At 58.1% G+C, this 10,583-nt stretch carries 8 protein-coding genes; 2 read left to right on the forward strand and 6 right to left on the reverse strand.

The window, feature by feature from the left end:
- Positions 1-8: 8 nt before the first annotated feature.
- Entirely contained in the window at positions 9-1,172 is a 1,164-nt protein-coding gene (locus ACIOZM_RS16125; RefSeq protein ID WP_401215628.1) for an isovaleryl-CoA dehydrogenase, read from the reverse strand.
- Between the two features lie 291 nt (positions 1,173-1,463).
- On the opposite strand from ACIOZM_RS16125, the gene ACIOZM_RS16130 reads away from it, so the two are divergent.
- The gene (locus ACIOZM_RS16130) at positions 1,464-3,161 is read left to right on the forward strand and encodes an AMP-binding protein (protein WP_401215630.1); all 1,698 of its coding nucleotides are present in this window, start codon (positions 1,464-1,466) and stop codon (positions 3,159-3,161) included.
- Between the two features lie 663 nt (positions 3,162-3,824).
- Here the strand turns inward: ACIOZM_RS16130 and ACIOZM_RS16135 are convergent.
- The 3 genes from ACIOZM_RS16135 to ACIOZM_RS16145 form a co-directional block, all read right to left on the reverse strand.
- On the reverse strand, positions 3,825-4,724 hold the full coding sequence (locus ACIOZM_RS16135) for a hydroxymethylglutaryl-CoA lyase (protein ID WP_401215632.1): 900 nt from the start codon (positions 4,722-4,724) through the stop codon (positions 3,825-3,827).
- 142 nt (positions 4,725-4,866) lie between these two features.
- Positions 4,867-5,268, reverse strand: a complete 402-nt coding sequence (locus ACIOZM_RS16140; RefSeq protein WP_401215634.1) for a MerR family DNA-binding transcriptional regulator — start codon at positions 5,266-5,268, stop codon at positions 4,867-4,869.
- Positions 5,269-5,323: 55 nt separating this feature from the next.
- Positions 5,324-6,268 (reverse strand): LysR family transcriptional regulator, encoded by a 945-nt coding sequence (locus tag ACIOZM_RS16145; RefSeq protein ID WP_401215636.1) that lies wholly within the window; start codon positions 6,266-6,268, stop codon positions 5,324-5,326.
- Positions 6,269-6,435: 167 nt separating this feature from the next.
- Between ACIOZM_RS16145 and ACIOZM_RS16150 the strand changes: the two genes are divergently transcribed.
- Complete coding sequence (locus tag ACIOZM_RS16150) at positions 6,436-7,665, forward strand: acyl-CoA dehydrogenase (protein ID WP_401215638.1); 1,230 nt, start codon at positions 6,436-6,438, stop codon at positions 7,663-7,665.
- A 146-nt stretch (positions 7,666-7,811) separates the two neighbouring features.
- On the opposite strand, the gene ACIOZM_RS16155 is transcribed toward ACIOZM_RS16150, so the two are convergent.
- Together ACIOZM_RS16155 and xthA are read right to left on the reverse strand one after the other, a co-directional pair.
- A complete protein-coding gene (locus ACIOZM_RS16155; protein WP_401215640.1) occupies positions 7,812-9,146 on the reverse strand; it encodes a substrate-binding domain-containing protein in 1,335 nt (444 codons plus the stop codon).
- A gap of 175 nt (positions 9,147-9,321) precedes the next feature.
- A complete protein-coding gene (gene xthA, locus ACIOZM_RS16160) occupies positions 9,322-10,134 on the reverse strand; it encodes an exodeoxyribonuclease III (protein WP_401215642.1) in 813 nt (270 codons plus the stop codon).
- Positions 10,135-10,583: the final 449 nt, after the last annotated feature.

Below are 10,583 nucleotides of genomic sequence, written 5' to 3' on the forward strand. Positions count from 1 at the left end.
AGCTCCGTTTAGCGGGTTTCGTTGAACAGTTCGCGACCGATCAGCATGCGACGAATCTCACTGGTGCCGGCGCCAATTTCGTACAGCTTGGCGTCGCGCAACAGACGACCGGCCGGGAATTCGTTGATGTAGCCGTTGCCGCCAAGAATCTGGATCGCGTCGAGGGCCATTTGTGTGGCGCGTTCGGCGGTGTAGAGGATGACCCCGGCAGCGTCTTTACGGGTGGTCTCGCCACGCTCGCAGGCCTGGGCGACCGCATACAGATAGGCGCGGCTGGCATTGAGGTGGGTGTACATGTCGGCGACTTTGCCCTGGATCAGCTGGAATTCGCCGATGCTCTGGCCGAACTGCTTGCGGTCGTGGATGTATGGCACGATCAGGTCCATGCACGATTGCATGATCCCGGTCGGTCCACCGGACAGCACGACGCGTTCGTAATCGAGGCCGCTCATTAGCACTTTTACGCCGCCATTGAGCACGCCGAGGATGTTTTCTTCCGGCACTTCGACGTCATCGAAGAACAGCTCGCAAGTGTTGGAACCGCGCATGCCAAGCTTGTCGAACTTGCTGCTGCGGCTGAAGCCTTTCCAGTCGCGCTCGACGATGAATGCGGTGATGCCGTGGGCGCCTTTTTCCAGATCGGTCTTGGCGTAGATCACATAAGTGTTAGCGTCGGGGCCGTTGGTGATCCAGGTTTTGCTGCCATTGAGGACGAAGTGGTCACCGCGTTTGTCGGCACGCAGTTTCATCGACACTACATCGGAGCCGGCATTCGGTTCGCTCATGGCGAGGGCGCCGACGTGTTCGCCGCTGATCAGCTTCGGCAGGTATTTGGTTTTCTGTTCGTGGTTGCCGTTGCGGTTGATCTGATTCACGCAGAGGTTGGAATGCGCACCGTAGGACAACGCCACCGAGGCCGAGCCACGGCTGATTTCTTCCATCGACACCACATGCGCCAGGTAACCCAGACCCGCGCCGCCGTACTCTTCCGGCACGGTGATGCCGAGCAGGCCCATGTCACCGAACTTGCGCCACATATCGGCGGGGAACAGGTTGTCGCTGTCGATCTGCGCCGCACGTGGTGCGATCTGATCGGCGACGAAGGACTGAACCTGATCGCGCAACATGTCGATGGTTTCACCGAGGGCAAAGTTCAGGGATGGGTAGCTCATGGGTCACCTTTTGGCTTTTTTGTAGGGTGGGGAGGGCGGTCATTCAGCTCTCACCTTTACGTTAACGTAAGCCTGTGACGAATGGCTGTCAATCACCCTTTACGTTAACGTCAACTTGAGCGAGAGTATGGCCAGTTCAAGATAGAAAGCGGACCGTTTTCTGTAGGAGTGAGCCTGCTCGCGATGGCGTAGTTTCAGTCGATGAAATATAGGCTGGCACACCGAAATCGCGAGCAGGCTCACTCCTACAGGAACGTCGGCAACCCATAAATAAAGACAATAGGGGTCGTCATGGATCAACCCAGTGCAAGCCCGCAACGCAGCTACACCCGTGGTTCACAGGACAAAGCCTTGCTGGCGATGACCATCGGGCAGAAGTTCGATCAGACCGTCGCGCAGTATCCCGACGGCGATGCGCTGGTGGTGCGCCATCAGCAGTTGCGTTACACCTGGCGACAACTGGCCGACGCGGTGGATCTGCATGCCAGAGCCTTGATGGCGTTGGGTTTGCAGGCCGGTGATCGACTTGCCATCTGGGCGCCGAACTGCGCGCAGTGGTGCATCACTCAATTCGCCACCGCAAAAATCGGCGTGATCCTGGTCAACATCAACCCGGCGTACCGCAGTTCCGAACTGGAGTACGTGCTCAAACAATCCGGCTGCCAGTGGCTGGTCTGCGCCGGAGCGTTCAAGTCCTCGAACTACCACGGCATGTTGCAGGGCCTGGCGCCAGAACTGGAGGAGCAATCCATCGGTCAGTTGCGCAGCGAGCGCCTGCCGGAGTTGCGCGGAGTGATCAGCCTCGATGCGCAACCGCCGTCAGGCTTCCTCCCGTGGTCGCAACTGACAGATCTGGCGGCCAGTGTCTCGCCAGCACAATTGAATGAACGCAGCAACAGCCTGCACTTCGATCAACCGGTGAATATTCAGTACACCTCCGGCACCACCGGTTTCCCCAAGGGCGCGACCCTCAGTCACTACAACATCCTCAATAACGGTTATATGGTCGGCGAAAGCATCGGCCTGACGCCGCTTGATCGACTGGTGATCCCGGTGCCGCTGTATCACTGCTTCGGCATGGTCATGGGCAACCTCGGCTGCATCACCCACGGCAGCACCATGATTTACCCCAACGACGCGTTCGATCCGCTGCTGACCCTGCAAACCGTCGCTGAAGAGAAGGCCACCGGCCTCTACGGTGTGCCAACCATGTTTATCGCCATGCTCGATCAGCCGCAGCGCGCCGAGTTCGATCTGTCGACGCTGCGCACCGGCATCATGGCCGGTGCGACTTGCCCGATTGAAGTCATGCGCCGGGTCATCAAGGAAATGCACATGAGTGAAGTGCAGATCGCCTATGGCATGACCGAAACCAGTCCGGTGTCATTGCAGACCGGCCCGACCGACGAACTGGAATTGCGCGTGACCACCGTCGGCCGCACCCAGCCGCAACTGGAAAGCAAGATCATCGACGAGGCCGGCAACCTGGTGCCGCGCGGCACCATCGGTGAACTGTGTACCCGCGGTTACAGCGTGATGCTCGGTTACTGGAACAACCCGCAGGCCACCGCCGAGGCGCTCGATCAGGCAGGCTGGATGCACACAGGTGATCTGGCGAGCATGAATGACGAGGGTTACGTGTGCATCGCCGGGCGTAACAAGGACATGATCATTCGCGGCGGCGAGAACGTTTATCCGCGTGAGCTGGAGGAGTTTTTCTTCACCCATCCGGCCGTGGCGGATGTGCAGGTGATCGGCATTCCCTGCTCGCGTTACGGTGAGGAGATCGTCGCCTGGATCAAATTCCACCCCGGCCACAGCGCCTCGGAGCTGGAATTGCAAACCTGGTGCAAGGAGCGCATCGCGCACTTCAAGACGCCACGGCACTTCAAATTCGTCGAAGAGTTTCCGATGACGGTGACGGGCAAGATCCAGAAATTCAAGATGCGAGAGATCAGTATCGAGGAACTGCGCGAAAAGCAGGTCTGAGAAACCCCCTGTGGGAGCCAGCCTGCTGGCGATGGCGAAGTGTCAGTCACCCGGATTTGCCTGAACCCCCGCTATCGCCAGCAGGCTGGCTCCCACAGGGGTAATGGTGGTTAAAACACAAATCGCAGAGTGCACAAAGGGGAGCCGAAGCTCCCCTTTAATTTTGTCGTCGCGTGCTCTTTTTTATTATTGAGGGGCGGTCTGTTGTTGTTTTTGGCAACCGTTACCCTTTACCGCTGTTTTTGGCGATCCCCATGCGGGATCAAGAGCAAACGTATTTTTTTGAGCGCTGATGCCTTTTTCGCCAAGCGATCCAACCGATTCGGGAGCTACCTGAAGGTAGTTTTATTATTCTCTGCCCGGTTGCGGGTCACTCCTGAGAGCACCCTGAAAAGCCACCTTCTCCAAAAAAATCTGTTAGCTGCGTCTCTGCCGTGTTGTTTTTGTTATGTCAGAGTCGGTACGTCTTATTTTTATTGGTTTGCTGCTTTTTATTCTTGTTATGCCATAGAGATAGCAGAAGCCATGCCAACTTTTAAAAATCCTTTAAAAACAACGGCTTGGTGTTTTTGTAGGATTTGTCCCTCAGACAAAACCAGACAATTTGTTTCCGTGTTACTCGTATACGCCCACGTTTTGGACACACCGGTAACACCATCCCCCTCACTGCGCGCTACGAGCCTTGGCCACACGCGAGCCACTTGGGCGACCCAACACCGCACTGATTTGCTGACCCGCAGCAATCAAGGCGTCCAGGTCAAGACCGGTTTCGATGCCCAAACCGTTGAGCAGGTACACCACGTCTTCGGTCGCAACGTTACCGCTCGCGCCTTTGGCATACGGGCAGCCGCCGAGGCCGGCAATAGAACTGTCGAACACCGAAATGCCTTCGAGCAGACTGGCGTAGATATTGGCCATCGCCTGACCGTAGGTGTCGTGGAAGTGTCCGGCGAGTTTGTCCCGTGGCACTTGCGCAGAAACAACGTCGAACAAGTGCCGCGTTGCGCCTGCGGTGCCAGTGCCGATGGTGTCACCGAGGGACACTTCGTAGCAGCCCATCGCATATAGCTCGCGAGCCACCATTGCGACTTGCTCCGGCGCGACTTCGCCTTCATAAGGGCAACCGAGCACGCAGGAAACGTAACCGCGCACGGTAACGCCATGCTGTTTCGCCGATTCCATGATCGGCGCAAACCGCGCCAGGCTTTCGCTGATCGAGCAATTGATGTTGCGCTGCGAGAACGCTTCGGACGCGGCGGCGAACACCGCAACCTCTTTGACGCCGGCCGCCAGAGCGTCTTCAAACCCGCGCAGGTTCGGCGCCAGTGCGCCGTACGTCACGCCGGGTTTACGCTGGATTTGCGCGAAGACGTCTGCGGAACCGGCCATTTGCGGTACCCACTTTGGCGAGACGAAACTGCCGACTTCTATATAGCTCAGACCGGCGGCGCTCAACGCGTCCACCAGTTGCACCTTATCGGCGACGCTGATGGGCTGGGCTTCGTTTTGCAGGCCATCGCGTGGGCCGACTTCGATCAGGCGTACTTTGGAGGGGAGGGACATGGCTGAACCTGCTGAGTATCTGAATACATGGAGAACCCTGTGGGAGTGAGCCTGCTCGCGATGGCAATCGCACATTCAATATTGATGTCGACTGACCCACCGCTATCGCGAGCAGGCTCACTCCTACATGGGAATTTATGTGTTACTGGATTGCTTGCTGATTCTTGAGAGTCTGCTCCAGCGCCTGCACACAGCGCTCTTCAGCAGTATCAAGCTCCAGTTTCATCTGCTCGATATCCAGCAACTGCTGCTCAAGCTGTTCCCGGCGCTCAGTGATTTTCGCCAGCATGCTGTTCAGCTGTTTGGTGTTACCGCTGGACGGGTCATATAGCTCGATCAGTTCGCGGCACTCGGCCAGCGAAAATCCAATGCGCTTGCCGCGCAGGATCAGCTTCAAGCTGACCTTGTCACGCGGCGAATAGATGCGTTCCTGGCCTCGGCGCTCAGGGCTGAGCAGGCCTTGCTCTTCATAAAAGCGAATCGCCCGGGTGGTGATGTCCAGCTCGCGGGCGAGGTCGGAAATGCTGTAGGTCTGGCTGCTCATGAAAGCGCTCGAAATAATGTCTTGGCGCTAAGCTAATGGCAGGTTGACGTTTACGTCAAGTGGCGGGCGCCTGCAGCTTGTCGAGCTTCTTCTCATGCGCCGTCACTTGCTGGCACAACTCGATCATCTGCTCGCGCATCCAGCGGTTGGCCGGGTCCTGATCGGTGCTTTCGTGCCAATAGAGATGGGTTTCCACTGGCGGCACATCGTTGACCGGCAAAACAAACGCGTGCAGGTCATGGCGACGGGCAAAGCGCTCCGGCACGGTCATCACCATGTCGGTCTGCTGCAACACTTGTGATGCCATCAAATAGTGTTGGGAGCGCAGGGCGATCTTGCGCTGAATGCCCATTTTGCCCAGCGCCAGATCCACATGCCCGAGACCGCTGCGACGGCTGGAAATATGAATGTGGGTCAGCGACAGGTAATCGTCGAGGGTGAATTTTTCCTTGCCCGCCAACGGATGGCCCTTGCGCATCGCACACACGTAACGGTCTTCCATCAACTTGACATGACGCACCTGCGGGTCGGTGTTGAGCGGCGCATCCACGGCAAAGTCGAGGCGTCCGGCCGCCAGTTCCTTGGTGGTTTCCCGACGTTTCGACAGGAAGCTCTCAATGATCACCGCGGGCGCCAGGCGGCGCAGGCGCTGGAACAGCGGCGGCAGAATCACCGCCTCGGTCAGGTCGGTCATGCTGATGCGGTATGTCTTGACCGCTTGCGACGGGTTGAAAATCCGGCTTTCCTGCACCGAGACTCGCAGCAGCGACAGCGCGTTACGCACCGGGCCAATGATGTTCTGCGCCATCGGCGTCGGCACCATGCCTTGGGCGGTGCGCACGAACAACGGATCGTTGAACGTCTCGCGCAGACGCGCCAGTGCGTTGGAGACTGCCGGCTGAGTGATGCCGACGATCTGCCCGGCGCGGGTCAGGTTGGCTTCGGTGTAGATCGCGTCGAAGACGATGAAAAGGTTGAGGTCGACCTTGCTCAGATTCATTACGCGGCTTCTCTTGTTATGTGGGCGGGCTGGCCAGGAAAATCAACCAATCATATATCGGTGATGAATGTTAATACACGCCGAGAATAGGCTAGGTAAATTATCAACGCTGTTCTAGCATCGATTGCATGACCTAAACAACCTCTCCAAAAAGAAGGTAGATGCTCATGGATTTCGCTTATTCGCCCAAGGTTCAGGAACTGCGTGAGCGCGTGACCGCGTTCATGGACACCTACGTTTATCCCGCCGAAGCCGTGTTCGAGCGTCAGGTTGCCGAAGGCGACCGCTGGCAGCCGACCGCGATCATGGAAGAGCTCAAACTCAAGGCCAAGGCCGAAGGGCTGTGGAATTTGTTTTTGCCTGAGTCGGAACTCGGCGCTGGCCTGACTAACCTTGAATACGCACCGCTGGCGGAAATCATGGGCCGTTCGCTGCTCGGGCCGGAGCCGTTCAACTGCTCGGCGCCGGACACCGGCAACATGGAAGTGCTGGTGCGTTACGCCAACGAAGAGCAGAAACAGCGCTGGCTCGAACCTTTGCTGCGTGGCGAGATCCGCTCGGCGTTCGCCATGACCGAACCCGACGTGGCCTCATCCGATGCCACCAACATGGCTGCCCGCGCCGTGCGTGATGGTGACGAGTGGGTGATCAACGGCAAGAAGTGGTGGACCTCCGGCGCCTGCGATCCGCGCTGCAAGATTCTGATCTTCATGGGCCTGAGCAATCCCGACGCACCGCGTCACGCCCAGCACTCAATGATCCTCGTGCCGGTGGACACCCCCGGTGTGAAAATCGTCCGTCCGTTGCCGGTGTTCGGCTACGACGACGCGCCGCACGGTCACGCTGAAGTGCTGTTCGATAATGTGCGGGTGCCGTACGAAAACGTCCTGTTGGGTGAAGGACGCGGCTTCGAAATCGCTCAAGGTCGTCTCGGCCCGGGCCGGATTCACCACTGCATGCGCTCGGTTGGCATGGCCGAGCGTGCACTGGAATTGATGTGCAAACGCTCGGTGAGCCGCACCGCGTTCGGCAAACCGCTGGCGCGACTGGGCGGTAACATCGACAAGATTGCCGACTCGCGGATGGAAATCGACATGGCGCGTCTGCTGACTTTGAAAGCGGCGTACATGATGGACACCGTCGGCAACAAAATCGCGAAAAGCGAGATTGCGCAGATCAAAGTCGTCGCGCCGAATGTGGCACTGCGGGTGATCGACCGGGCGATCCAGATGCATGGCGGGGCAGGGGTTTCCAACGATTTCCCGCTGGCCTATATGTACGCCATGCAACGCACCCTACGCCTGGCCGACGGCCCGGACGAAGTACACCGCGCAGCAATCGGCAAGTTCGAGATCGGCAAATACGTGCCGAAGGAAATGCTGCGTAGCGAGCGCTGAGCCAGAACCGCGTTATCGTTCATCGCGGGCAAGCCCGGCTCCCACAGGTCTCTCTGGTGTGCACATGATTTGTGTTCACTGGAGATTCCTGTGGGAGCGGGCTTGCCCGCGATGGCTTTGGTACATTCAACGCATCAACGACAGGTTCAATTAACCCAAACCTCAACCCGCCGATTCTTGATCCGCCCCTCATCCGCGCTGTTCGCCGCCACTGGCATCAGTGCGCCGAAGCCGCGCACTTCGCGCAACACCACGCCGCTCTTCACCAACTCCCGCCGTACCGCCATTGCCCGCAACTTCGACAACAAATCCGCCCGCGCCGGATCGTCCTTGGCATCACCAAACCCTACCAACGTCACCGAGCGTTCAGTCTTGTCGTTGCGCTTTATATAGTCGAGCACCCGGGCCAGATCCTGACGAGCCTTGTTATCGAGGCTGGCGCTGCCTTCTTCAAACCGGAAGTTCACTGTCAGACGCTGGGCATGCCGGCTGAGGGATTGATAACCCTCCGGCATCAGCGCATTCGGCGTGACCGCAATGGCGTGTACGGTCTGCGCGATAAAACCGTTGGCCGCGACAATGGCCTGACCCTTGGGGCTTTGCGCGAATTCCACCAAAGCCTTGGCCCAAGGGTTTTCGCTGGCGGGCGGTAGATAGAAGAACAGCCGCCGCGACAGCGGATAGTCTTCCGTCGCAATCAGGCTATTGAGCGGCAACATCGCCTGGGATTGCCCATCGGCAATCGCCACGGCTTTGGCCTGACGCACGTAGGGCAAGCCGATAAAGCCGATGGCCTGCGGATCGCTGCTGACGGCATCCGACAATTGCTCACTGGATTCGAACCTTTTCGCGGCGCTGCTCAGACTTTTCCCACGACTGCTGAGGACCAGATCCTTGAAGGTGTCATAGGTGCCGGACTGATCATCCCGCGCATACAAATGAATCGCGCCGCCACGCCCGTCGAGTTCTTCCCAGGTTTTCACCTCGCCGCTGAAGATCCGCGCCAGTTGCTCGGTGTTCAGTTGCTGCAACGGATTGTCGGGGTGAAGGATGATCGCCAGACCATCGATGGCGATGACTTGCTCGGCGGCAGGGCTTTTCAGATCGCCGAGAAATTGCAGGCTCGCCAGTTCGCTGTCCTTGATCGGGCGCGAGGAGGCGGCGAGATCGGCGCTGGTGTTTTTCAGCGCGGTGAATCCGGTGCTGGAACCGTGGGCGGCAACTTCCACCATCACCCGTTTGCCATCGCTGGTTTGCCCGACGATTCGTTGTTCATTGGCGGTGTCGGGGTTTTCCCGGTGGATTTTCAGCAGGCCCTGGTCCAGCAGAAAACCTTCGACCAGCGCCGGGCCGAGATCCGCACCAATGGTGTTTGAACCCTGGACGCGCAAGGCCGGGCCGCTTTCAGGAACGGGCAGGGCGGCGGCCGCAACCGACAGCCATGCGCCGCACAAAAACACGAACAGAACACGCAGGATCATGCCGGCACCGTTTACAGCCAAGGGGATTGCCGGGGAGATTAAGTCAGGCGCATTACCAAAAGATGACAGCGATCAAATTGTAGGAGTGAGCCTGCTCGCGATTGCGGTGGGTCAGTTGGTCAATCGAAATCTGACACACCGTAATCGCGAGCAAGCTCACTCCTACAGTTGAGAATCAGCTCAACTCAAGCCAGATTGGCGCATGGTCCGAAGGTTTTTCCATGCCACGCAATTCATAGTCCACGCCCGCAGCTTTCACGCGTGGCAGCAAACCATGAGATGCCAGAATCACGTCGATACGCAGGCCACGCTTGGGGTTGTCCTCGAAACCACGGCTGCGGTAGTCGAACCAGCTGAACATGTCGGTCACGTCCGGGTTCAGGTGGCGATAGCTGTCGGTCAGGCCCCAGTTCTTCAGACGGGCCATCCACTCGCGCTCTTCCGGGAGGAAGCTGCATTTGCCGGTCTTCAGCCAGCGTTTCATGTTGTCCGGGCCGATGCCGATGTCGCAGTCTTCTGGCGAGATGTTCACGTCGCCCATCACCACAACCGGCTGTTCATTGTTGAACTGGCTTTCCAGCAGTGTTTGCAGATCGTTGTAGAAACGCTGTTTGGCCGGGAATTTGGTCGGGTGGTCGCGGCTTTCGCCCTGTGGGAAGTAGCCGTTCATGATGGTCACCGGCACGCCATTGGCGTCGGCGAACGTGCCCCAGATAAAGCGGCGCTGAGCGTCTTCTTCATCGCTGGCGAAGCCTTTATGGATCGCAATCGGCTCCTGACGCGAGAGCATGGCGACGCCGTAATGGCCTTTCTGGCCGTGGTAATACACGTGGTAGCCCAGCGCTTGCACTTCTTCCAGCGGGAACTGGTCGTCGTGGACCTTGGTTTCCTGCAGGCCGATCACGTCCGGCTGGTGTTTTTCGATCAGCGCTGCCAGCTGATGCGGACGGGCGCGCAGTCCGTTGATGTTGAAGGAAACGATCTTCATGGTCGGCAGTCCTGGCAAAAGGGCGATGCTAGCTGACATGTGGGATGGGGGCCAGTGTGGGGTAAGCAGATTCATTTTGTTCTGTCAGATGAGGGGTGGTCTTACTGGCCCCATCGCTGGCAAGCCAGCTCCCACAATGTTCGTGTCTTGACTGAAATCTGTGATCACTGCAAAAAACTGTGGGAGCTGGCTTGCCAGCGATGAGGCCAGTCGGGTCGATGAAGATCTCCCACAATGTTCGTGTCTTGATTGAAATCTGTGATCACTGCAAAAAACTGTGGGAGCTGGCTTGCCAGCGATGAGGCCAGTCGAGTCGATGAAGATCTCCCACAATGTTTGTGTCTTGACTGAAATCTGTGGTCACTGCAAAAACCTGTGGGAGCTGGCTTGCCAGCGATGAGGCCAGCCGGGTCGATGAAGATCTCCCACAATGTTTGTGTCTTGACTGA

It is taken from the genome of Pseudomonas sp. NPDC087346, from assembly GCF_044744235.1.
GTDB lineage: Bacteria > Pseudomonadota > Gammaproteobacteria > Pseudomonadales > Pseudomonadaceae > Aquipseudomonas.

Coding starts and splice junctions, on each gene's coding strand:
- ACIOZM_RS16135 (WP_401215632.1), bottom strand. CDS start 4,724: ATGTCCCTCCCCTCCAAAGTACGCCTGATCGAAGTCGGCCCACGCGAT.
- ACIOZM_RS16155 (WP_401215640.1), bottom strand. CDS start 9,146: ATGATCCTGCGTGTTCTGTTCGTGTTTTTGTGCGGCGCATGGCTGTCG.
- ACIOZM_RS16150 (WP_401215638.1), top strand. CDS start 6,436: ATGGATTTCGCTTATTCGCCCAAGGTTCAGGAACTGCGTGAGCGCGTG.
- ACIOZM_RS16140 (WP_401215634.1), bottom strand. CDS start 5,268: ATGAGCAGCCAGACCTACAGCATTTCCGACCTCGCCCGCGAGCTGGAC.
- ACIOZM_RS16130 (WP_401215630.1), top strand. CDS start 1,464: ATGGATCAACCCAGTGCAAGCCCGCAACGCAGCTACACCCGTGGTTCA.
- ACIOZM_RS16145 (WP_401215636.1), bottom strand. CDS start 6,268: ATGAATCTGAGCAAGGTCGACCTCAACCTTTTCATCGTCTTCGACGCG.
- ACIOZM_RS16125 (WP_401215628.1), bottom strand. CDS start 1,172: ATGAGCTACCCATCCCTGAACTTTGCCCTCGGTGAAACCATCGACATG.
- xthA (WP_401215642.1), bottom strand. CDS start 10,134: ATGAAGATCGTTTCCTTCAACATCAACGGACTGCGCGCCCGTCCGCAT.